Consider the following 20,012-nt stretch of genomic DNA (forward strand, 5'->3'; position numbering starts at 1 on the left):
AGCGCCGTCCCCCGGAGTGGCCGTCAGGCGCTTTCCTTGACCACGCGCCCGTTGAGCGGCTGCAATGGCCGCGCGTTGGCGTTGTACAGCTGGCGAAACGCCTTGATCTGCTGGGCGCCGAGCTTCACGGGCTCCTTGAGCACCATCCACTGCACGCCTTCGGAACACGGCGGCGTGGTCAGCGAGCCGTCAAAGCTGTAGTAGCCTTTCCTGGCGGGCAACAGGGCGCTGGCGTCCAGGGTGAGCCCCTGCACCGTCACCTGCTCGCCGGTGCGCGGCAGGTGCGCAAAGATGGGAGCCCACGCGGCATTGGTCTTGCCGGGCTGTATCAGCGCGGCCACCACGCCCAGCCCGCCGTCCTCGCCCTTGTGCACGAAGTGCGCCACCATGGCCGCGCGCTTGCCGCCAATGGCTTCCTCGCTGGGGGTGTGGAAGTGGAACTGCAGCAGCTCCATGGCCCTGCCGTTGACCACGAGCCTGCTGCCGGCGGGCATGTTGACCTGCACCGTGTGGCCGTTGTTGACCAGCGTGGGCGCCCCGGGCGTGTACTGGAACTCGAGCGCCGGCAGCGCCTCCTTCACGGTCTTGCGGATGTCCACGGGGCTTTGCGCCGCACCCCGCGCGCAGGCTTCAAAGCCCGCCTCCAGCGCGCCCCAGTGCGTGGCGCCGTGCTTGCCCTTGTACTCCCAGTGCGGTGGCGATTGCGCGCCAGCCCCGGTGGCGGCGCACAGCGCCAGGACGGCGAGAGCGGTGTGTCGGATCATTTTTTGGTATGTCATGGTTTTACTGAACACGGTTGAGGAAAAGCCGCTGCCCACCTGCACGTCCGCCGCATGCGCCACGGTTCGCCACGGGTTGCAGCACCCTGGCAATGTTCCTGGCGGCACGGCAGGAACCTGCGAACCGGCACACGGCGCGGGCCCCGCACAGTGAGCGCGGGGCCGCCCGGATTCTGAGCAGGCGGGCCGCTCCGCGGCAACACAAATCGCGCATGGCCCTGGTGCCGTGTCAACAAGAAGCGGCCGCCCCGCATTCGCCACCGGCCTTCAAGCGCACGCGAACGCACGCGAGGGCTGGAACGTCGCCCCCGGGCCGGGGCCGGCCTGGGAACCTGACCGGCGCAAGCCCCCGCGCGCCCGGCGGTGAACCCGCGCCCTTAAACTGGCGCGGCGCGCACAGTGCGTGCCCCGCCCAGAACGGAATCACGAATCCCATGCCCCATCTCACCGTCGAATACTCCAGCAACCTGCCCCACTATCCCGAGGCGGACACCCTGGCTGCGCTCAACGCCACCCTGTGCGCCCACCCCGAGGTGCAGGACGAGGCCGATCTGAAGACCCGATTCATCGTGGCCGACAGCTTCGAGATCGGCACCGCACCGGCCCAGCGCGCGTTCGTGCACGCGCAGCTGCGTCTGCTCTCGGGCCGCACGCCCGAGGCCAAGAAAGAACTCTCCGGGCGCATCGCCGCCGTGCTGCGCGAACGCACACCCCGCCCACAGGGCGTGATGGTGCAGCTGAGCGTGGAAGTGGTGGACATGGACCGGGGCTCCTACGCCAAAGAGCGGCTTTGAACCGGCGCTGAATCCTCCGCCAGCCCGGCCCCCACCACCACGCGGGGCGCCGGCGCCGATCAGCCCTCGAGCGTGGCCGGCAGCCAGCCCCGCAGGCTGTTGAGGAAGGCCCAGGCCTGCACCCGGGGCACGTCAGACACGCGCAGCACGGCCTCCACCACGCGCCCCTCGCGCAATGCCACGGCGCGGCCCACGCCGGGCAGCAGGCCGCAGGACAGGGGCGGCGTCACCCACCGCCCGTCGATGAGCGCGGCGATGTTGCCGAAGGTGCTTTCGGTGATCTCGCCCGCCGTGTTCCACAGCACCGTGTCGAACACGCCGGGCGTGGTGGGCGCCAACGCCGCATAGTGCGCGCGGCGCGTGGTCTTGTGGCGCACGAATTCGCCGTGCGCCTCCGCCAGCGGGCGCGTGGCCAGCTGCAGGCGCACGGGTGCGGCCGTGGGCTGCAGCGCAAAGGCCTCGGCCCGGGGCGTGCCGGTGGCGTCCAGCAGCAGGCGCGCCCGCCAGGCCCCCGCCGCGTGTGCGGCGGCCAGCGCCCGCAGGCATTGCGACACGGCTTTCGCATCCCAGGGCACGCCAAAGTGCGCGGCGGTCTTCTCCAGGCGCGCCAGGTGGTCGGCCAGGTGCCGGAAGGCGCCGGCCTCCAGCGCCAGGGTTTCAAGCAGGTCAAAGGGCTGGCTGGCACGCTCGGCAAAGGCCCGCTTGTGCTGCCACTCGCTCCACTCGGCATCGGCCAGCGCGCCCGAGGTGATGCCGCTGCCAATGCCGCAGGTGGCGTGGACGGCCGGGCCTTCCTCGCCGTCGCTGCGCAGCACCACGGTGCGGATAGGCACGTTGAACGTGGCGGCCACCGCGTGCCGGCCCTGCGCGTCGGGCGGGCCGGCCGGGCGCACCACGCCCACCGCGCCGCAGTACACGCCGCGCGGCGCGGGCTCCAGCGCGCGGATCATCCGCATGGCGCGCACCTTGGGTGCGCCGGTGACCGAGCCGCACGGGAACAGCGCCGCAAACACATCGGCCAGCGTGGTGCCGGGCCGCGTGCGGGCCGTCACGTCCGAGGTCATCTGCCACACCGTGGGCAGGGCCTGGGTGGCGAACAGCGCGGGCACGCGCACGCTGTGCGGCAGCGCAATGCGCGACACGTCGTTGCGCAGCAGGTCCACGATCATCACGTTCTCGGCCCGCTCCTTGGGCGCCGTGCGCAGGTGCTCGGCCTGGGCCGCGTCCTCTTCGGGGGTGGCTCCGCGCGGGGCCGTGCCCTTCATGGGCCGGGCCAGGAGGGCTCCACCATCGGGGGCATCCCGCCAGTCGAAGAACAGCTCGGGCGACACCGACAGCACCTGCTCGGGCCCCGCGTCGATGTGCGCCGCATATCCGCCGGGCTGGGCGCGCAACAGCGCGGCAAACAGTGCCTGCGCCGACCCCTGAAGCGTGCCATGAAGGGGCGCGGTGTAGTTGACCTGGTACAGCTCGCCCGCCGCGATCGCCTGCTGGATCCGCGCCAGCGCGGCATCGAACGAGGCGCGGTCAGGGCTGCCGGTCCATGCCACCTGCGCAGGAGGCTGCGCCGCGGGGCCCTGCGCGCCTTCGGGCCAGGGCAGCGGCGCGTCGTGCACGGCAAACCAGGCCAGCGGTCCGTCGGCCGCGTGGGTCTGCAAGGCCGCATCGAACGCGGCGGCCGCCTCGTAGCGCACATGGCCCACGCACCAGCGGCCCTGCCGCGCAGCGGCGTGCACGGCGTCGAGCACGCCGCGCACCTGGGGCAGCGCGTGGGCCACGAGCACCTCGCGGGGTGTGCCGAAGGCGTGGCGCAGGCGCGGGGCGCGTGCATCCAGCGGCTGGGTGAAGTCGATGCGGGAAGTGATGGTCAAAACAGGCGCTAGCGCAGGTATTTCATGCGCTGACAGCTATCAAAATCAAAGCAGATCGGCCCTGCGGGTGGTACTGTCAGGCAGCGCCCAGGTGCGGCACCAGGGCGCTGGCCGGCTGCCCGTTCTTGAGCGCGGCGGTGAAGGCCAGCATGCGGTCAATCGGCTGGCGCGCGCGCGGAATCAGGGCGGGGTCCACATGGACCGCGTTGGCACCGGTCTCCAGCACCCGCGCCACGTCGGCCAGGCCGTTCATCGCCATCCAGGGGCAGTGCGCGCAGCTCTTGCAGGTGGCGCTGTTGCCGGCGGTGGGCGCCTCAATGAACACCTTGCCGGGGTTGAGCGTGCGCAGCTTGTGCATCATGCCGTTGTCGGTGGCCACGATGAATTCGGTGGCATCCATCTCGCGCGCGGCCTTGAGGATGGCGCTGGTGGAGCCCACCGCATCGGCCAGGGCGATCACGTCCGCAGGGCTCTCCGGGTGGACCAGCACCTTGGCGCGGGGGTGCTCCTTCTTGAGCGACTCCAGCTCGAAGGCCTTGAACTCGTCGTGCACGATGCAGGCGCCGTTCCAGAACACCATGTCTGCACCGGTCTCGCGCTGGATATAGGCGCCCAGGTGGCGATCGGGCGCCCACAGGATCTTCTGGCCCGCGGCCTTGAGGGCCCCCACGATGTCGAGCGCGCAGCTCGAAGTCACCAGCCAGTCGGCGCGCGCCTTCACGGCCGCGCTGGTGTTGGCGTAGACCACCACGGTGCGGTCGGGATGGGCATCGCAGAACGCACTGAATGCGTCGATGGGGCAGCCCAGGTCGAGCGAACAGGTCGCATCGAGGTCCGGCATGAGCACCGTCTTTTCGGGGCTCAGAATCTTGGCCGTCTCGCCCATGAAGCGCACGCCACTCACCACCAGCGTCTGCGCGGCGTGGTCGCGGCCAAAGCGCGCCATCTCCAGCGAGTCGCTCACCAGGCCACCGGTTTCCTCCGCCAGGTCCTGCAGGTCGGGGTGCACGTAGTAGTGCGACACCATGACCGCGTTCTTCTCCTTGAGCAGGCGGCGGATCCTCTCCTTGAGCGCGGCGCGCTCAGGTGCAGTGGGCTCGGGCGGCACGCGGGCCCAGGCGTGTTTCGTGGAGCAGACGGAGCCCTCCTGGGTACCGAGCGGCTGCTCGTACTCCACATCGATGCGGTTCAGCACGGCGGTGGTGGTGGTCATGACAGCTCCTGCAGGCGCATCGAAAAATCGGTGGCCTTCACGTCCTTGGTCAGCGTGCCGATGGAGATGCGGTCCACGCCGGTCTCTGCCAGCGCGCGCAGGCCATCGAGCGTGACGCCGCCGGAGATTTCCAGAATCGCGCGTCCGGCATTGATGCGCACGGCCTCGCGCAGCGTGGGCAGGGGCATGTTGTCGAGCAGCACCATCCTGGCGCCGGCTTCCAGCGCCTCGGCCAGCTGCGCCAGCGTTTCCACTTCGATCTCGATGAACGTGGCTTGCGCGGCCACAGCCTGCGCGGCTTTCAGCACGGCGGTCACGCCACCGGCGGCGGCGATGTGGTTTTCCTTGATGAGCACCGCGTCGTGCAGGCCGATGCGGTGGTTGGTGCCACCGCCCACGCGCACAGCGTACTTCTGTGCCAGGCGCAGGCCGGGGAGGGTCTTGCGCGTGTCCACGATCTGGGCGCGCGTGCCGGCCACCACGTCCACATAGGTGCGGGTCTTGGTGGCCACGGCCGACAGTAGCTGCAGAAAGTTGAGCGCCGTGCGCTCGGCGCTGAGCAGCGCGCGGGCATTGCCCGTGAGTTCCAGCACCACCTGGTCGGGCGCGCAGCGCTGGCCCTCGGCCACATGCCAGATGATCCCCATGGTGGGGTCGAGCGCGCGCAAGGCGGCTTCGGCCCAGGGCGCGCCGCAGATCACGGCGGACTCGCGCGCCAGGATGCGCGCGCGGGCGCGGCGGGCGGGGTCGATCAGGCCGGCGGTCAGGTCACCTGCGCCCACGTCTTCCGCCAGGGCGCGGGCCACATCGGCCTGGGCCAGGGCCGCCACATCATGGTCCATGGACTGTTGGTTCGAAAGCGTCATGGGGCGGGAGCATACCGGGAACCCAAAGGCCACTGCGCCAGCGCAGCCCGTTTCCCACCGCGCCGGCAACCAATAAGTACACCCATTATTGGTCGCATAGACTCGCGGCAATTTTTGCCCATGCAAGCCCCATGACTGCCACCAGCACCGTTTCCGCCACGCCCTACGGTACCCTGCCGCCCGCATCGCCCCTGCCCCAGCGCCGCCCCGTGAGCCTGCCGCGCCTGGCGCAGATGCGCGCGGCGGGCGAGAAGATCACGATGCTGACCGCCTATGACGCCACCTTCGCGGCCGTGGCCGATGCGGCGGGGGTGGAATGCATCCTGGTGGGCGACTCGCTGGGCATGGTGTGCCAGGGCCTGCCCAGCACGGTGGGCGTGGGCCTGGACACCATGGCCTACCACACGGCCAGCGTGGCGCGCGGCCTGCACCGCGTGCAGGGCACGGCCTGGCTGGTGGCCGACCTGCCGTATGGCACCTATGCCGAGAGCCGCGAGCAGGCCCTGCGCAGCGCCTGCGTGCTGATGCAGGCGGGTGCGCACATGGTCAAGCTCGAAGGCGGGGGCTGGACCGCGCCCACGGTGGAGTTCCTGGTGCAGCGCGGCGTGCCGGTGTGCGCCCACCTGGGCCTCACGCCGCAGACCGTGCATGCCCTGGGCGGCTACCGCGTGCAGGGCAAAACCGACGACGACGCCCGCACGCTGCGCCAAGAAGCACACGAACTGCAGGACGCAGGCGCCGCCATGCTGGTGCTGGAGATGGTGCCCGCCGCGCTGGCCGCGGCCCTCACGGCCGAGCTGCCGCGCTGCCACACCATCGGCATCGGCGCGGGCAACGGCACGGCCGGCCAGGTGCTGGTGTTGCACGACATGCTGGGCATGAACCTCGGAAAAATGCCGAAGTTCGTGCACAACTTCATGTCGGACGCGGGCAGCGTGCGCGGCGCCATGGAGGCGTATGTGCAGGCCGTCAAGCAGGGGCGTTTCCCGGACAACGCGGTACACGCCTGGTAAGCGACCCCCCGGATTTTTCAACAGACGCACTCCCGCCCCATGCTGATCGCCCACTCCATCGCCGACCTGCGCCAGGCCCTCGCCGCCCGCTGCCACCCCGCCTTCGTGCCCACCATGGGCAACCTGCACGACGGGCACATCGCCCTGGTGCGCCAGGCCCGGCCCCTGGGCGACGTGACCGTGGCCAGCATCTTCGTGAACCGCCTGCAGTTCCTGCCGCACGAGGACTTCGACAGCTACCCCCGCACCTGGGAGGCCGACTGCGCGCAACTGCGGGCCGCGGGCTGCGACGTGCTGTTCGCCCCGCGCGAGGCCGACCTGTACCCCGAGCCCCAGACCTTCAAGGTGCACCCCGATCCCGCATTGGCCGACATGCTCGAAGGCCAGTTCCGCCCCGGCTTCTTCGTGGGCGTGGGCACGGTGGTGATGAAGCTGTTCGCCTGCGTGCTGGGCCAGAGCGGCGGCACGGCGGTGTTTGGCAAGAAGGACTACCAGCAGCTCATGGTGATCCGCCAAATGGTGCGGCAGTTCGCATTGCCCATCGACATCGTGGCGGGCGAGACCTGCCGCGCGGCGGATGGGCTGGCGCTGAGTTCGCGCAACGGCTACCTCGGCCGCGAGGAACGCCAGGAGGCCGTGGCCCTGCCGCAGGCGCTCCGGCAGCTGGCGGGGCAATGGACTGCCCGGCCGCCAGCCGCAGGCGCGGCGCTGGAGCAACAGGCCGTCGATGCCCTGCGCGCACGCGGCTGGCAGCCCGACTACCTCACCGTGCGCCGCCGCGCCGACCTGCAGCCGCCCACGGCGCAGGACGGGCCGGGCATGCTTGTCGCCCTGGGGGCGGCGCGCCTGGGCGGCACGCGGCTCATCGACAACCTGGAGTTCTGATTAGCTCCTGAATTCATAGCAACCAGCGCTTTCCCATCAAGCGCCAGAGGCCAATTTCATGAGAAATCAATGCCCCCAACCACCCCGCGCGATCCATTCCAGCAGCAGGCGGTTGACGGCCTCGGGCTGCTCCATGGTGAGCATGTGGCCGCATTCGGCCAGCACGGCATGGTGGGCGCCAGGGATGAGCGCCGCGATCTCCTCGGAGCATTCGGGCGGTGTGAGCTGGTCGGCGGCGCCACACGCCACCAGCGTGGGGCAGGCCACGCGCGGCAGGTGCAGCCGGGCATCGGGCCGGTGGATGACCGCGCGGTTCTGCCGCACCAGCTGCTGCGCGCCGGCGCGCAGCACGAAGTCGAGGTAGGCCTGCACCAGCGCGGGCCGTGCCGCATTGGCGGGGTGAAAGGCAAACGCCACATTGGGCTCGATCACCTCGCGCAAGCGGCCCTGGGCGAACAGTTCCATCGCGGCTTCGCGCAGCGCGCGCATGTCGGGCGTCTCCGGCCGGGCCGTGGTGCCCAGCAGCGCCAGGCCGGCCACGCGCCCGGGCGCCTGGCGCGCGGCCTCCATGGCGATCATCCCGCCCATCGAGGCGCCGCACAGCAGCAAGGCCCCGGGATGCTCGGCCAGCACCAGCGCGGCCATGTCTTCAATGCGCTGCGCGTCGGGCCGCGCGTGGGCCGTGGCCACCACGGGGCGCAGCGCGGCCGGCAGGGCCGGCAGCTGGGCCTGCCACATGGTGGCATCACCGGCCAGGCCGGGTATCAGAACGAGCTGGGGAGGGTCGACGGCATGCAAGGGGGTGTTGTTCATGGCCCCGGAGTGTCGCAAGAAACACGCGGGCGTGCAGGCCGCGGCGCTGCCGGGGAGGCCGCGCGGACGCCAGGACCGGCTGCGCGGCGGGCTTACAGCGCCTCGGACGGCACCGCCTGCACGCCGCCCTGGGGGGCCTGCGCCTGCACCAGATCGTGCACGAAACGCAGCTTGACCATGGCGCCGGAGGACAGCGCGAACGGGTAGGCATCGTGCTGGCCCAGGCTGCGGTTCAGGCTGTTGAGCATGAGGGTCAGCGGCACCCACTGGCGCACCATGTCCTGGAACGCGGGGCGCGGCGTGGCAAAGGGGTCGGTGACATGGTGGCGGATGGCGGCATGCGGGTCGGGCACCGTCACGCCCGCCTGGTAGCTGGCCGCCGTCTCCAGCAGGTCGATCATGTGCAGGTAGTGGGCCCAGGTTTCGGCCCAGTCCTCCCACGGATGGGCCGCGGCATAGGCGCTCACATGGCGCGCGGCCCAGTCGCCCAGCTCGTTGCCCCGGGCGTAGTGCGCGTCCAGCGCGGCGGCGTAGTCCTGCCGCTCGTCGCCAAATACGTTGCGGAAGGCGTCGATGCGGCCGCCGTCGCGCACCAACTGGTCCCAGTAGAAATGGCCGGATTCATGCCGCAGGTGGCCAATCAGCGTGCGGTAGGGCTCGCCCAGGGCGATGCGGCGGCGGGCACGCTCGTCGTCGTCCGCCTCGGCCACGTTGAGCGTGATGGTGCCGCCCAGATGGCCGGTGAGGATCGCGGGGCCGCCGGGCAGGTCGGCCAGGAATTCGAAGACCGGTCCGTACCGGCCGGGGACGGGTTCCAGCCCCAGGCGCGCCAGCGTGTAGAACAGCTGGCGCTTGGCCGCCTCGATCTGCTTCCAGCGCCCCAGGTTGGCGGCTTCCGAGAGGTCGGGAAGGATGCGCGTCTGGCGGCACGAGGCGCACAGGTCGGCATAGTCGTTGGCGGGCACCGCGAAGTTGCACGCCTGGTACTCCGTGTGGTTGTGGCACATGCGGTACAGCCGCCCGCTGTAGTTCGCGGTGCCGCGCTCGCCCATGCGGCGCCACAGGCCCGGGCCGTCCTGCGGCGCGGGCGCCAGGGCGGCCATGGCGAGCTGGTCTGGCAGGAATGCCAGCGTGCTGCCGCAGTGCAGGCATTGCACGCTGTCAAAAAACACCAGGTGACCGCAATGGTCGCAATTGAATACGCGCATGGTGCCGAGCTTATACCCAGTAGGGCGTCCGTGTGGGGGCATGGCCGCCAGGTTCGCCGCGCGCCGCAGGCGGCGCCGGGCCCGGATCGGGATTCCCAATGAAAAAGAGCAGGTTCCAGGTCATTCCTGGAACCTGCTCCCTGGCCCCGGCCGGCAGGTGGCGCGAGCCGCCTGCCCCGGTTCATGCCGTCCGTTCAACGATCAGGGGCGCACGACAATGCTGTTGCGCACTTCGCGCACATGCTTGGTGTTGCGCGCGATGGCCTCGGCCTGGTTCTTCTCGGTCTGCGACTTGGCAAAGCCCGACAGCTGTACCGTGCCGTTCAGCGTTTCCACGCTGATGGAGGTGGCGGAGACGGATTTGTCCTCCGCCATCTTGGCCTTCACGGCGGTGGTGATACCGGCATCATCGACATAGGAGCCCATGGTCTGCTGGTTGCGGGCCACCGAACAGCCGGTGGCCGTGACGATGGTGATGCCGGCGACTGCGGCAAAAGCGAGGGCACGTGCGTATTTCATGGTGTTGTCCTTCTAGAAGAATGGTTTGGGAACGCGGGTGCTGGAAAATTGCAATCTGCCGGTCTGTTGCACCCTCCGCGACCGGCGGACTGTACGGTTCGATTTCTGGTGCCTGATGGATGATGCTGGCGGGGCGGCCGCGGTGGGGACAAAGTGTCACCCTTCAACGGCCGACCTGCAAGCCGGGCTGACAGGTCAGTATGCGGCGTGCCGGCGGCGCGACATCCACAGCACCAGCGTGGCCAGCGCGGCGCCCGAGGCGGCGGCGATCACCAGCGACTTGCCGGGCTGCTCGGCCACGTACTTGTTGGTGGCCTCCGCGGCCTGCTGCATCTGGCGGCGGGCCCGCGCGCTCGTTTCGGCGCAATAGTCGATGCTGCGTGCCGCGAGTTCCTGGGCGCGGGCCGCGAGGTCGTCAATGACCGGGTCGGCCTGGCTGCGCAGGTTGCGCACGCCCTCTTCGGCTTTTTCCAGGGAGTTGTTGGCGGCATTGCGCGTGGACTGTACGGCGTCTTGCGCACTCTGCAGCACATCGTCGGCGATATGGCGGGCGCTGCTGGCAACTTTGTCGGTGGCGGTCTGGATACTCATTGGGGAACTCCTTGGATGGTGTATGCGGGGATGGCTGGTTTCACGGCAACGGGCATCAGCCCTTCTTGAGCAGCCCCAGGACAAAGGTCACGACAGCCATGATCACGAAGACAAAGAACAGAATCTTGGCGATGCCCACGGCCCCGGCAGCAATGCCGCCAAAGCCGAAAAGGGCTGCAATCAACGCGATCACCAGAAAAACAACTGCGTAATGCAACATTTCCTTCTCCTTTTGTAGGGGCCGGTGTGTGCCGGCGGGTCAGGGCACAAGAAATTCAGCGCCTGGGGTCCACTGTAGGAAGCCTGCCGCTTCAAAGATGCCGGTCCCTGGCGCGCGGGCCTGTCGGCGGTGCAGCGCGCCCGCTGTAGGACGAAGCCCTGCCGCCCGCGCACGGGTGGCAATGCAGCGCGCATCCCCCGCCTGGGCACGCCCGGGCAGCGGATGCAAAAAACGAAAAGGGCTAGAGGCCCCGAGAGGCGGGGCACGTCGGCGGTGCCGCGTGCGCGAGGCCAATCGGATGGAAGAAGTGCTGGAAGAAGGCCTGGCGAGGGCACCGCGCCCCCGCGGATGCACCGCGCTGCGGAGGCGTCACACGTCCAGGGCGGGGGGCTTGGGCGCGTCAGCGGAGCGGTGCTGCAGCGGCAGCACCGCGGAGACCAGGGTGCCGCTGCCCGCGCGCGAGGTGATCGACAGCCGGCCGCCCGCGGACTCCACGCGGTGGCGCATGCCGGACAGGCCATGCGACGTGGGGCGCACCGTCGCCGGGTCGAAGCCGACCCCGTCGTCACGCACCTGCACCGCCACATGGGTGGGATAGCCATGCACCGACACCAGGATCTTGCTGGCCTTCGCGTACTTTCCGATGTTGGTCAGGGCCTCCTGGACCATGCGATACACCGTGAGCTGCGAGGCATCGGGCAACTGCACCGCCTCCAGGCTGGTCTCCACCTCGATGCCGGCGCGCTCGGCATATTCGCGCGTGAGGATTTCAATGGCCGCGGTCAGCCCGAGGTTGGAGAGCGATGAAGGCCGCAGGTCCTCGATGATGCGCCGCTTGAGCGCGATGCCGCTGTTGAGCGTTTCGGTCAGGTGCTTGAGCCGCTCCGCCACCTCGGGCACGGTGGCATCGATCTTGGACTTGAGCCGCGCGACGTCCAGCTTGGCCGCCGTGAGCAGCGCGCCGAGTTCATCGTGCAGCTCGCGCGCGAGGTGCCCGCGCTCCTCTTCGCGCACCTGCTGCAGGTGGTTGGCCAGTTCGGAAAGCGTTGCGGTGCGGTCCCTCACGAGTCCCTCCAGGCGATCCCGCTCGCGCTCGAGCAGGGCCTGCTCGCGCAGGTTGACCACCTGCAGCGCTTGCGCCTGGCGCAGGTACATGTAGAACGCGAGCAGCCCGATGACGGTGACCGTGGCGATGCCGATGCGCGACAGCATGAGCGATTGCTCGATCTGCTCCTGGCCCTGCTTGACATGCCGGTCGCTGCGCGCGATCAGCTCCAGCGCATGCTTGCGGATCGCCTCCATGTGCTCCTTGCCCACGTCGGTGTGCAGGATGAATTTCCAGGCGTCCTCATTGCCCTGCCGGCGCAGGCGCAGGCTCAGCTCCATCTCCGCCAGCTTGCGGGAGATCTGCCGCGACAGCAGTGCGAACTCCTGCATGTCGTCGGGGGCATCCATGAACAGTTCGCGCAACCCGTCCAGATTGGTCTGCACGCTGGCCACGGCCTTGTCGTAGGGCTCCAGGTAGGTCTCGTTGCCGGTGAGCAGGTAGCCGCGCTGGCCTGTCTCCGCGTCCAGCATGCTCTGCAGCAGGGTATTGACGGCCTTGCGCGTGTTCTGGCCGTGCGTCATCTGCTCGACCGCATCCTGCGAACGCATGTGCCCCGTTTCATTGATCCCCACCAGCACCATGGCCGCCAGCAGCGCCATCGGCAGGCTCAACGCCATCTTGCGAACCTTGGGAAGCCAGATGCGGGTGTTTTCTTTGAGGCTCATACGCGGTATTCTGGATAATGTCTGAGGACCCGGCCGCCGCCACACCCCATCAGGGTGTGGCATGCCGAAGAACCTGTGCAACCAACAAACATCAGGCGCGGCACCACCGCCCTGCGAAAGAAAGATCGATGATCAAGATTGGCATTGTGGATGACCACGCGATTGTTCGTTCCGGGCTGCGGCAATTTCTGTCGGAGCACGTGGATCTGCGGGTGGAGGGCGAGGCCGCCAACGGCCGCGAAGCCATCGACCTCGTGCGCAACAAGGAAATCGACGTGCTGCTGATGGACCTGTCGATGCCCGGCCAGAGCGGGCTGGATGCGCTGGCCATGCTGCGCGCCAAGGCGCCGGACATGGGCATCCTGATCCTGAGCGGCTATCCCGAAGAACACTACGCGATCAACCTGATCCGCCAGGGCGCGAGCGGCTACCTGAACAAGGAATGCGAGCCCTCGGAAATCGTGGAAGCGATCCGCACCATCGCGCTGGGCCGGCGCTACCTCACGCCCGCCGTGGCCGAACTGCTGGCCCAGCAGCTCAACCGCAAGGACGACGCCCCGCCGCACGAGCAGCTGTCGGAGCGCGAGTTCCAGGTGTTCCTCAAGCTTGCCAAGGGCGAGACGGCGGGCGACATCGCCAAGGCCTTGTCGTTGAGCGTCAAGACGGTGAGCACCTACCGGACGCGTCTGATGGAAAAGATGAGCCTGTCCTCCAACAGCGATCTGACCTACTACGCGCTCAAGAACCGCCTGATTGACTGACATGGAACAGTGGCCTCAGTCCGGGGTCATGATTCGGGTCCGGCGGGGCATGGAGGTTCAGGTGTGAAGCCTGGACCCGGCGTGCAGCCCCGCCGCGGCGGGTTCACGCAGCTTGGCCAGATGCCGGCATGGGGGGGTTGGAATCCAGGGGCACGGGGCCGCTGTGCTGGATGCAGTAGTCCACCAGCGCGTCGATTTCATTGGATTTGTCGAACACCGCGTCCACGCCCAGCTGCGCACAGCGCATGCGCACGTCGGGTGTCGCATAGTTGCTGAGCACCACCATCTTCTGGCCAGGCTTGCGGTCGCGGCAGGCCGCCAGCACCCCCAGGCCGCTGCCCTGGCGCAGGAACAGGTCCACGATGGCCAGGTCCCACTGCCCGCTGTTCGCGGCCAGCCAGCTCTTGCCTTCGTCTTCCGTCTCCGCCACTCCTACCGCCTCTACGGACGCCAACTCTTCGAGAGTACCAATCAGGTTCTCACGGATGGTCGCGTTGTCTTCAACGATATAGGTGCGGAGTTTCACGGAAGGGGTCCAGTTTCGCGACCGGTGCACAGTTGCGCTGATCGAGCCTCGAATTTAGATGCTGTGATGCCGTGATTCTGCCAGCCGCCACACGCGGCGGTTGTAGGAGGAATCCTACCGCACAACACACACGGGGCAGCCGGGTGCGCGCCCTACATGCATGGTGCTCCACTCCATGGACCGGCCGTCCAGCATGAGCAGGCGGCCAGCCAGCGAAGTGCCGATGCCGGCCAGCAGCTTGAGCGCCTCCGCCGCCTGCATCGCCCCGACCACCCCCACCAGCGGAGCGAACACGCCCATGGTCGAACAGGCCACCTCCTCGAATTCGGCCTCCGGGGGGAAGATGCAGGCATAGCAGGGGGATTGCGCGGCACGTGGATCGACCACCGTGATCTGCCCGTCGAACCGGATCACCGCCCCCGCGACCAGCGGCTTGTCATGGGCGACGCACGCCGCGTTGATGGCGTGGCGCGTGGCGTAGTTGTCGCTGCAATCGAGCACCACGGTGGCTTCGCGCACGAGCGCATCGAGCACGCCGGCATCGGCCCGCGCCTGGAGCGCCGTGACCCGTACCCCGGGGTTGATGGCAGCCATGGCGGCGGCCGCGGAGGCCACCTTGGGCTGCCCGACCCGCGCCGTGGTGTGGGCGATCTGCCGCTGCAGGTTGGTGAGGTCGACCACATCGTCGTCCACCAGCGTGATGTGCCCGACGCCAGCGGAGGCAAGGTACAGCGCGGCGGGCGAACCCAGGCCGCCCGCGCCGATGATGAGGGCATGCGCCGCCAGCACCCGCTCCTGCCCTTCGATGCCCATCTCATCGAGCAGGATGTGGCGCGAGTACCGCAGGAGCTGGTCGTCGGTCATGAAGGAATCCCAAGCAGAAAAGTGAACACAGCCAAGGGCAAAGTCAAAGGCACAAAAGGAAAAGCCGGATTCCGCTGGAATCCGGCTTGGAGCCGATCAGACCACGAGCGAAAGAAAGCTCAATTCTCTTTCTTTTCTTCCTTGCGTTCCGTCAAGGTCTTGCTGACCAGCACGGAGCGGCCCTTGAGCTGGTTCAGCGCCTGCACCAGCTGGAAGTCCTTGTCCGAACCGAATTCGGGCGCCTTGCGGTCGGAAGCGGGCTTCTTGGCCTCGTCCTCCATGCGCTTGCGCGCATCCTCGCGGGCCTTTTCACGGGCCTCGTCCTTCTTTTCCTCGCCCTGGCCGCTGCCCAGGTGCTTGTCGAGGTCGGCCTCGCGCATGCGCAGGGCCGCAAAGATGTTGCCCTCCTCGGACTCGTCGATCATCACGTCGGGCACGATGCCCTTGGCCTGGATCGATTTGCCGCTCGGCGTGTAGTAGCGTGCCGTGGTCAGCTTGATGCCGGTATCAGGCCCCAGGGGACGCACCGTCTGCACCGACCCCTTGCCGAACGTCTGGCTGCCCATGATGGTGGCGCGCTTGTGGTCCTGCAGCGCGCCGGCCACGATCTCGCTGGCCGATGCCGAGCCTTCGTTCACCAGCACCACCAGGGGCACGGACTTGAGGGCCGGGGGAAGGCGGCGCAGCGGGTCGCCGCCGCCACGGCGCTGGTAGTAGTCCGGCGATGCCTTGTAGGTCGCCTTGCTGTCCGCCAGCTGGCCGTTGGTCGTGACCACCGTGACGTTCTCCGGCAAAAACGCCGCCGAGACGGCCACGGCCGCGTCCAGCAGGCCACCGGGATCGTTGCGCAGGTCCAGCACCAGGCCCTTGAGGTTGGGGTCCTGCTTGTAGACCTCCTCCACCTTGCGCACGAAGTCATCGACCGTGCGCTCCTGGAACTGCGACAGGCGGATCCAGGCGTATCCGGGCTCCACCACCTTGCCCTTGACGGACTGGGTCTTGATCTCTTCGCGCGTGATCGTCACCGGGAACGAGCGGTTCTCGTCCTTGCGGAAGATGGTGAGCGTGACCTTGGTGTTGGGCTCGCCGCGCATGCGCTTGACGGCGTCGTTGAGCGACAGCCCCTTGACCGCCGTTTCGTCGATCTTGGTGATCAGGTCGTTGGTCTTGAGGCCGGCGCGAAACGCCGGGGACCCCTCGATGGGCGAGACGACCTTGATGAGCCCGTCTTCCTGGGTGATCTCGATGCCCACGCCCACGAAGCGGCCCGACGTGCCCTCGCGGAATTCCTTGAAGGACTTCTTGTCGAAATACTGGGAGTGCGGATCCAGGCTGGCGACCATGCCCGAGATGGCGTCGGTGATGAGCTTCTTGTCGTCCACCGGCTCGACATAGTCGGTCTTCACCAGGCCGAACACCGCCGACAGCTGCTGGATTTCCTCCAGGGGCAGTGGCGTCATGGCGCCGCGCGCCACCGTCTGCAGGGACACCGTGGTGAGCGCTCCGGCCACCACCCCCACCGACACCCATCCTGCAATTTTAAGTTTGTGGCCCATACAACACCTTTTACCGCTTCGAATCAATATACACCTTGGAAGGGCCGAACCCGCCGCGGTTCCGCACGGGCACTCACTTTGGCAGGAGAAGATGGCGGGTTTTCCCCGTCTTTACGCGAGCTTTACGCCTTGCCCTGCGATGCCACGGCGGCCGCGGCCCTGGCGGCCGCTTCCGCGTCACCCAGATAGTAGTGGCGGATGGGTTTCAGGTCGGCGTCGAGTTCATATACCAGTGGAATCCCGTTGGGAATGTTCAGGCCGACGATGTCGGACTCGGAGATGCCGTCGAGGTACTTGACGAGCGCCCGGATGGAGTTGCCGTGCGCGGCCAGCACCACGCGCTTGCCCGAGCGGATGGCCGGCGCCATCGCGTCGTTCCAGAAGGGCAGCACGCGCGCCACGGTGTCCTTGAGGCATTCCGTCAGTGGCACGCTGCCCTCGGCCAGCGCGGCGTAGCGGCGGTCGCCACGCTCGCTGCGGGGGTCCGTGGCCTCCAGGGCCGGCGGGGGCGTGTCGTAGCTGCGGCGCCAGACCAGCACCTGCTCGTCGCCATACTGCTTGGCCATGTCGGCCTTGTTCAGGCCCTGCAGAGCGCCGTAGTGGCGCTCGTTCAGGCGCCAGTCCTTGACGACCGGCAGCCAGGTGCAGTCCATCTCGTCCAGCGTGTACCAGAGGGTGTGGATGGCACGCTTGAGCACGCTGGTGAAGGCCAGATCGAACTCGTAGCCCTCGGCCTTGAGCAGCTTGCCGGCGGACATGGCCTGGGAAACTCCCGTGGGCGTGAGGTCGACATCGGTCCAGCCGGTAAAGCGGTTTTCAAGGTTCCAGGTGGATTCGCCGTGGCGGATCAGGACGAGTTTGTACATGGTTTCCCCAGGAAAGGCGGGTCAAAGAAATGCGGGCCAAAACCCAGCATTCTAGAATTACGCCGTTCGCCAACCCAAGGAATCTTCGTGAAATTCATTATCGACAACTGGTATCTGATCTTTGTTGCACTGGCTTCGGGCGGCATGTTGCTGTGGCCGGTCCTCAAGAACGCCAGTGGCGGCTCGCTGACACCCGCGCGGGCCGTGCAGCTCATCAACCGCGAAAAGGCGGTGGTCATCGACGTTTGCGAAACCGAAGAATTCGCCGCAGGCCATGTAAACGGTGCCAAGAACGTGCCCCTGGGCCAGCTCGAAGAGCGCCTGCCCACCGTGATCAAGAACAAGGCCCTGCCCCTGGTGCTGGTGTGCACCACCGGTGCCCGCGCCAACCGCGCGGTGGCCATTGCCAAGAAGCTGGGCTACGAGAACGCCCAGGCCATGGCCGGCGGCCTCAAGGCCTGGCGCGAAGCCAGCCTGCCTGTGGAAAAAGCCTGATCCGCCCCCAGTTATTGGGTCCGCGATAGTCTTGCCACTGATTTTTAGCCCCACAGGAAGAAAGAGGAAGGTCCGCCATGCAACCCGTGAAGATGTACACCACCGCCGTCTGCCCCTACTGCATCCGGGCCAAGCAGATCCTCAAGTCCAAGGGCGTGGAGCAGATCGAGGAAATCCGCATCGACACCGACCCCGCCGCGCGCGTCCACATGATGGAGATCACCGGCCGCCGCACGGTGCCGCAGATCTACATCGGTGAAACCCATGTGGGCGGCCACGATGATCTGGTGGCGCTGGACAGCCGCGGCGAGCTCATGCCCTTGCTGGGCGCCGCCTGACCCCCACCGCGGGCGCTGCATAATGCAGCCCCATGTGCCCGCTGCGGGAGCTTTTCCCGGGCGGGTTTTGTTTTGCTAGAAATTCCGTTAGAGCAAAGAGACTTCACCATGGCCGACCAAGAAAATCCCGTGTTCCAGATCCAGCGCGTCTACCTCAAGGACATGTCGCTCGAGCAGCCCAATTCCCCCGGCATCCTGCTGGAGCAAGAGCAGCCGAACGTCGACATCCAGCTGGGCGTGGAAGCCACGCCCGTGGCCGAAGGCATCTTCGAAGTGGCCGTGACCGCCACCGTGCAGACCAAGATCAAGGACAAGACCGTGTTCCTGGTCGAAGCCAAGCAGGCCGGCATCTTCGAGATCCGCAACGTGCCGGAAGACCAGATGGGCCCGATCATGGGCATCGCCTGCCCGCAGATCGTGTACCCCTACCTGCGCGGCAACGTGGCCGACCTGATCAACCGCGCCGGCTTCCCGCCCGTGCACCTGGCCGAAATCAACTTCCAGGCCATGTACGAGCAGCAGCAAGCCCAGGCCGCCGGCCAGGCTTCGCCCATCATCACGCAATAAGAAGAGCCCCCCTGAGGCGCTTCGCGCCTTCCCCCTTTCTCGTCGCGCTGCGCGCTCGGGAGGGGGACGCGGCCAACGGCCTGGCAAAGCCAGTTCCGCGGCTACCCCGCCTGGGCCGCGCCGCTGGCACAGGCCGCAGGCGAGGCGTAGCGCGGAGATCATCGAATCAAAGACTTTTTGGCCTCCAGCGCCTGATGAATAAGCGCAAGCAGCTATGAAAATCATAGTATTGGGTGCCGGTGCCTGGGGTTCCGCGCTCGCCATGAGCGCGGCCCAGCACCCTGGCGGCCATGTGGTCACGCTCTGGGCGCGCGACGCGGGCCAGGCAGACGCCATGCGCGTGGCGCGCCAGAACGCGCGCTATCTGCCGGGCATCGACTTTCCCCCTTCTCTCTCCATCGCCGACGGCCACTTTGGCGCATTGCTGCCGGATGCCGACCTCGTCATCGTGGCCACGCCCATGGCGGCGCTGCGCGGCATGCTGCAGGCGCTGCGGGGATGCACGGCGCCCGTGGCCTGGCTGTGCAAGGGCTTCGAGGCAATGCCTCCCGGTGCCGGTTCGGCATCCTTTGGGCTGCTGGCACATGAAGTACAAGCGCAAGTAGCTCCTGATTTAATAGCAGGTGTATTCAGCGGTCCGAGCTTTGCGCAGGAAGTGGCGCTGGGCCAGCCCACCGCGCTGGTGGCGGCCAGCCCGCATGCGCGGGTGCGGGACGCGCTGGTCGGCGCGTTCCACAGCCCCAGCGTGCGGGTGTACGCCAACGAGGACATCGTGGGCGTGGAAGTGGGTGGCGCCGTGAAGAACGTGCTGGCCATCGCCACGGGCCTGTGCGACGGCCTGGCGCTCGGGCTCAACGCCCGTGCCGCCCTCATCACGCGCGGCCTGGCCGAAATGACCCGGCTGGGGCTGGCGCTCGGCGCGCGGCCCGACACCTTCATGGGCCTGTCGGGCCTGGGCGACCTGGTCCTGACCGCCACCGGCGACCTATCGCGCAACCGCCGCGTGGGCATGCTGCTGGCGCAGGGCCGCACCCTGGCGCAGGCGGTGGAGTCGCTGGGCCACGTGGCGGAAGGCGTCTACAGCGCCCGCACCGTGGCGCAGCGGGCCGCCATGCTGGGGGTGGACATGCCCATCACCCGCGCCGCGGTGGCGCTGCTGGACGGCCAGATCCAGCCCCCGGACGCCGTGGCGGCGCTGATGGGCCGGGGGCCCGCGGCCGAACTGGTGTAGTCGAACGGCGCGCGGCAGGCGCCTGCCCGGCGAGGGCCGGCCGTACCGCCCCCAGCGCCGCACACCCCTATCGCAAACAAAAGCCGCGTGCGCCCTGGGGCGCACGCGGCTTTTAACATGGATTGCGCAGAGGTCAGAACACGCCAAACAGCATGAGCAACAGAACAACCGACAGCGGGACGCCGAGCAGCCACAAGATGATAGGCATGGTGATCTCCTTGAAGGGATGAAGAAATGTGGATGGCTCTACCTTAGGGCCCCGC

General features: G+C 68.0%; 22 protein-coding genes. 8 read left to right on the forward strand and 14 right to left on the reverse strand.

Annotated elements, in window-relative coordinates:
- Positions 1-23: 23 nt before the first annotated feature.
- Entirely contained in the window at positions 24-764 is a 741-nt protein-coding gene (locus tag ACAM51_RS07675; protein ID WP_369643175.1) for a carbonic anhydrase, read from the reverse strand.
- Between the two features lie 449 nt (positions 765-1,213).
- Between ACAM51_RS07675 and ACAM51_RS07680 the strand changes: the two genes are divergently transcribed.
- A complete protein-coding gene (locus ACAM51_RS07680; RefSeq protein WP_218295901.1) occupies positions 1,214-1,573 on the forward strand; it encodes a 5-carboxymethyl-2-hydroxymuconate Delta-isomerase in 360 nt (119 codons plus the stop codon).
- Positions 1,574-1,632: 59 nt separating this feature from the next.
- Here ACAM51_RS07680 and ACAM51_RS07685 read toward each other — a convergent pair whose 3' ends face one another.
- From ACAM51_RS07685 to nadC, 3 genes are all read right to left on the reverse strand, one after another.
- On the reverse strand, positions 1,633-3,444 hold the full coding sequence (locus ACAM51_RS07685; RefSeq protein WP_369643176.1) for a chorismate-binding protein: 1,812 nt from the start codon (positions 3,442-3,444) through the stop codon (positions 1,633-1,635).
- A 76-nt stretch (positions 3,445-3,520) separates the two neighbouring features.
- Positions 3,521-4,657, reverse strand: a complete 1,137-nt coding sequence (nadA, locus tag ACAM51_RS07690; RefSeq protein ID WP_369643177.1) for a quinolinate synthase NadA — start codon at positions 4,655-4,657, stop codon at positions 3,521-3,523.
- Entirely contained in the window at positions 4,654-5,523 is an 870-nt protein-coding gene (nadC, locus tag ACAM51_RS07695) for a carboxylating nicotinate-nucleotide diphosphorylase (RefSeq protein WP_255591029.1), read from the reverse strand. Before nadC ends, nadA begins: the two co-directional genes overlap by 4 nt.
- Positions 5,524-5,654: 131 nt before the next feature.
- On the opposite strand from nadC, the gene panB reads away from it, so the two are divergent.
- Both panB and panC read left to right on the forward strand, forming a co-directional pair.
- Positions 5,655-6,536: a 3-methyl-2-oxobutanoate hydroxymethyltransferase gene (gene panB / locus ACAM51_RS07700; protein WP_218295904.1), complete on the forward strand. Its 882-nt coding sequence runs from the start codon at positions 5,655-5,657 to the stop codon at positions 6,534-6,536.
- A gap of 39 nt (positions 6,537-6,575) precedes the next feature.
- Positions 6,576-7,421, forward strand: a complete 846-nt coding sequence (gene panC, locus ACAM51_RS07705) for a pantoate--beta-alanine ligase (RefSeq protein ID WP_369643178.1) — start codon at positions 6,576-6,578, stop codon at positions 7,419-7,421.
- Between the two features lie 66 nt (positions 7,422-7,487).
- Here the strand turns inward: panC and ACAM51_RS07710 are convergent, their stop codons facing one another.
- The 6 genes from ACAM51_RS07710 to ACAM51_RS07735 form a co-directional block, all read right to left on the reverse strand.
- Positions 7,488-8,234 (reverse strand): alpha/beta fold hydrolase, encoded by a 747-nt coding sequence (locus ACAM51_RS07710; RefSeq protein ID WP_369643179.1) that lies wholly within the window; start codon positions 8,232-8,234, stop codon positions 7,488-7,490.
- A 92-nt stretch (positions 8,235-8,326) separates the two neighbouring features.
- A complete protein-coding gene (locus ACAM51_RS07715) occupies positions 8,327-9,442 on the reverse strand; it encodes a putative zinc-binding metallopeptidase (protein WP_218295907.1) in 1,116 nt (371 codons plus the stop codon).
- Positions 9,443-9,643: 201 nt separating this feature from the next.
- The gene (locus tag ACAM51_RS07720) at positions 9,644-9,961 is read right to left on the reverse strand and encodes a BON domain-containing protein (protein ID WP_218295908.1); all 318 of its coding nucleotides are present in this window, start codon (positions 9,959-9,961) and stop codon (positions 9,644-9,646) included.
- A gap of 195 nt (positions 9,962-10,156) precedes the next feature.
- Positions 10,157-10,552, reverse strand: a complete 396-nt coding sequence (locus ACAM51_RS07725) for a hypothetical protein (RefSeq protein ID WP_218295909.1) — start codon at positions 10,550-10,552, stop codon at positions 10,157-10,159.
- A 55-nt stretch (positions 10,553-10,607) separates the two neighbouring features.
- Complete coding sequence (locus tag ACAM51_RS07730) at positions 10,608-10,772, reverse strand: DUF1328 domain-containing protein (RefSeq protein WP_010463174.1); 165 nt, start codon at positions 10,770-10,772, stop codon at positions 10,608-10,610.
- Between the two features lie 369 nt (positions 10,773-11,141).
- The gene (locus tag ACAM51_RS07735; RefSeq protein WP_218295910.1) at positions 11,142-12,545 is read right to left on the reverse strand and encodes a CHASE3 domain-containing protein; all 1,404 of its coding nucleotides are present in this window, start codon (positions 12,543-12,545) and stop codon (positions 11,142-11,144) included.
- A 128-nt stretch (positions 12,546-12,673) separates the two neighbouring features.
- On the opposite strand from ACAM51_RS07735, the gene ACAM51_RS07740 reads away from it, so the two are divergent.
- A complete protein-coding gene (locus tag ACAM51_RS07740) occupies positions 12,674-13,306 on the forward strand; it encodes a response regulator transcription factor (RefSeq protein ID WP_100409415.1) in 633 nt (210 codons plus the stop codon).
- Between the two features lie 103 nt (positions 13,307-13,409).
- Here the strand turns inward: ACAM51_RS07740 and ACAM51_RS07745 are convergent, their stop codons facing one another.
- From ACAM51_RS07745 to gpmA, 4 genes are all read right to left on the reverse strand, one after another.
- Entirely contained in the window at positions 13,410-13,832 is a 423-nt protein-coding gene (locus tag ACAM51_RS07745; RefSeq protein ID WP_218295911.1) for a response regulator, read from the reverse strand.
- A 114-nt stretch (positions 13,833-13,946) separates the two neighbouring features.
- The gene (locus tag ACAM51_RS07750; RefSeq protein ID WP_369643180.1) at positions 13,947-14,696 is read right to left on the reverse strand and encodes a ThiF family adenylyltransferase; all 750 of its coding nucleotides are present in this window, start codon (positions 14,694-14,696) and stop codon (positions 13,947-13,949) included.
- A 119-nt stretch (positions 14,697-14,815) separates the two neighbouring features.
- The gene (locus ACAM51_RS07755) at positions 14,816-16,252 is read right to left on the reverse strand and encodes a S41 family peptidase (RefSeq protein WP_218295913.1); all 1,437 of its coding nucleotides are present in this window, start codon (positions 16,250-16,252) and stop codon (positions 14,816-14,818) included.
- Positions 16,253-16,374: 122 nt separating this feature from the next.
- On the reverse strand, positions 16,375-17,118 hold the full coding sequence (gene gpmA, locus ACAM51_RS07760) for a 2,3-diphosphoglycerate-dependent phosphoglycerate mutase (protein ID WP_218295914.1): 744 nt from the start codon (positions 17,116-17,118) through the stop codon (positions 16,375-16,377).
- Between the two features lie 87 nt (positions 17,119-17,205).
- On the opposite strand from gpmA, the gene ACAM51_RS07765 reads away from it, so the two are divergent.
- The 4 genes from ACAM51_RS07765 to ACAM51_RS07780 all read left to right on the forward strand — a co-directional run bounded on the left by ACAM51_RS07765 (position 17,206) and on the right by ACAM51_RS07780 (position 19,749).
- Positions 17,206-17,613, forward strand: coding sequence for a rhodanese-like domain-containing protein (locus tag ACAM51_RS07765; RefSeq protein WP_369643181.1), 408 nt, complete (start codon positions 17,206-17,208; stop codon positions 17,611-17,613).
- A 77-nt stretch (positions 17,614-17,690) separates the two neighbouring features.
- On the forward strand, positions 17,691-17,951 hold the full coding sequence (grxC, locus tag ACAM51_RS07770; RefSeq protein WP_218295916.1) for a glutaredoxin 3: 261 nt from the start codon (positions 17,691-17,693) through the stop codon (positions 17,949-17,951).
- A 108-nt stretch (positions 17,952-18,059) separates the two neighbouring features.
- A complete protein-coding gene (gene secB / locus ACAM51_RS07775) occupies positions 18,060-18,518 on the forward strand; it encodes a protein-export chaperone SecB (protein WP_218295917.1) in 459 nt (152 codons plus the stop codon).
- A gap of 214 nt (positions 18,519-18,732) precedes the next feature.
- Entirely contained in the window at positions 18,733-19,749 is a 1,017-nt protein-coding gene (locus tag ACAM51_RS07780) for an NAD(P)H-dependent glycerol-3-phosphate dehydrogenase (RefSeq protein ID WP_369643182.1), read from the forward strand.
- The last annotated feature ends 263 nt before the right edge of the window (positions 19,750-20,012 follow it).

It is taken from the genome of Acidovorax sp. A79, assembly GCF_041154505.1.
Lineage (GTDB): Bacteria > Pseudomonadota > Gammaproteobacteria > Burkholderiales > Burkholderiaceae_C > Acidovorax.

Coding starts and splice junctions, on each gene's coding strand:
- panB (WP_218295904.1), top strand. CDS start 5,655: ATGACTGCCACCAGCACCGTTTCCGCCACGCCCTACGGTACCCTGCCG.
- ACAM51_RS07715 (WP_218295907.1), bottom strand. CDS start 9,442: ATGCGCGTATTCAATTGCGACCATTGCGGTCACCTGGTGTTTTTTGAC.
- ACAM51_RS07755 (WP_218295913.1), bottom strand. CDS start 16,252: ATGGGCCACAAACTTAAAATTGCAGGATGGGTGTCGGTGGGGGTGGTG.
- nadA (WP_369643177.1), bottom strand. CDS start 4,657: ATGACCACCACCACCGCCGTGCTGAACCGCATCGATGTGGAGTACGAG.
- ACAM51_RS07675 (WP_369643175.1), bottom strand. CDS start 764: ATGATCCGACACACCGCTCTCGCCGTCCTGGCGCTGTGCGCCGCCACC.
- ACAM51_RS07735 (WP_218295910.1), bottom strand. CDS start 12,545: ATGAGCCTCAAAGAAAACACCCGCATCTGGCTTCCCAAGGTTCGCAAG.
- ACAM51_RS07750 (WP_369643180.1), bottom strand. CDS start 14,696: ATGACCGACGACCAGCTCCTGCGGTACTCGCGCCACATCCTGCTCGAT.
- ACAM51_RS07740 (WP_100409415.1), top strand. CDS start 12,674: ATGATCAAGATTGGCATTGTGGATGACCACGCGATTGTTCGTTCCGGG.
- ACAM51_RS07710 (WP_369643179.1), bottom strand. CDS start 8,234: ATGAACAACACCCCCTTGCATGCCGTCGACCCTCCCCAGCTCGTTCTG.
- nadC (WP_255591029.1), bottom strand. CDS start 5,523: ATGACGCTTTCGAACCAACAGTCCATGGACCATGATGTGGCGGCCCTG.
- gpmA (WP_218295914.1), bottom strand. CDS start 17,118: ATGTACAAACTCGTCCTGATCCGCCACGGCGAATCCACCTGGAACCTT.
- ACAM51_RS07730 (WP_010463174.1), bottom strand. CDS start 10,772: ATGTTGCATTACGCAGTTGTTTTTCTGGTGATCGCGTTGATTGCAGCC.
- secB (WP_218295917.1), top strand. CDS start 18,060: ATGGCCGACCAAGAAAATCCCGTGTTCCAGATCCAGCGCGTCTACCTC.
- ACAM51_RS07725 (WP_218295909.1), bottom strand. CDS start 10,552: ATGAGTATCCAGACCGCCACCGACAAAGTTGCCAGCAGCGCCCGCCAT.
- ACAM51_RS07680 (WP_218295901.1), top strand. CDS start 1,214: ATGCCCCATCTCACCGTCGAATACTCCAGCAACCTGCCCCACTATCCC.
- ACAM51_RS07780 (WP_369643182.1), top strand. CDS start 18,733: ATGAAAATCATAGTATTGGGTGCCGGTGCCTGGGGTTCCGCGCTCGCC.
- ACAM51_RS07720 (WP_218295908.1), bottom strand. CDS start 9,961: ATGAAATACGCACGTGCCCTCGCTTTTGCCGCAGTCGCCGGCATCACC.
- grxC (WP_218295916.1), top strand. CDS start 17,691: ATGCAACCCGTGAAGATGTACACCACCGCCGTCTGCCCCTACTGCATC.
- panC (WP_369643178.1), top strand. CDS start 6,576: ATGCTGATCGCCCACTCCATCGCCGACCTGCGCCAGGCCCTCGCCGCC.